General features: G+C 65.3%; 1 protein-coding gene. It reads left to right on the top strand.

The annotated features are described in order from the left end of the window. The coding region (locus tag ACLZOT_RS51215; protein WP_416976146.1) for an acyltransferase domain-containing protein at window positions 1–320 on the top strand (320 nt) is incomplete at both ends.

Here is a 320-nt window from a genome sequence, read left to right as displayed (position 1 = left end):
AGCAGGGTGTGGTGTTTGTGTTTCCGGGTCAGGGTGCGCAGTGGGTGGGTATGGCGGAGGGGTTGTTGGCTGTCTCGTCGGTGTTTGCGGGGCGGATGGGGGAGTGTGCTGAGGCGTTGGCGCCGTTTGTGGAGTGGGATTTGTTGGAGGTGTTGGGGGACGAGGAGGCGTTGGGGCGGGTTGATGTAGTGCAGCCGGTGTTGTGGGCGGTGATGGTGTCGTTGGCGCACCTGTGGGAGTCGGTGGGGGTGACGCCGGTTGCTGTGGTGGGGCATTCGCAGGGTGAGATCGCGGCGGCGTGTGTGGCGGGCGGACTCTCA

Source organism: Streptomyces sp. 4F14 (assembly GCF_048159485.1).
Lineage (GTDB): Bacteria > Actinomycetota > Actinomycetes > Streptomycetales > Streptomycetaceae > Streptomyces.
The sequence above is the reverse complement of the archived record's forward strand: the minus strand, read 5'-3'. Positions and strand labels throughout refer to the sequence as shown.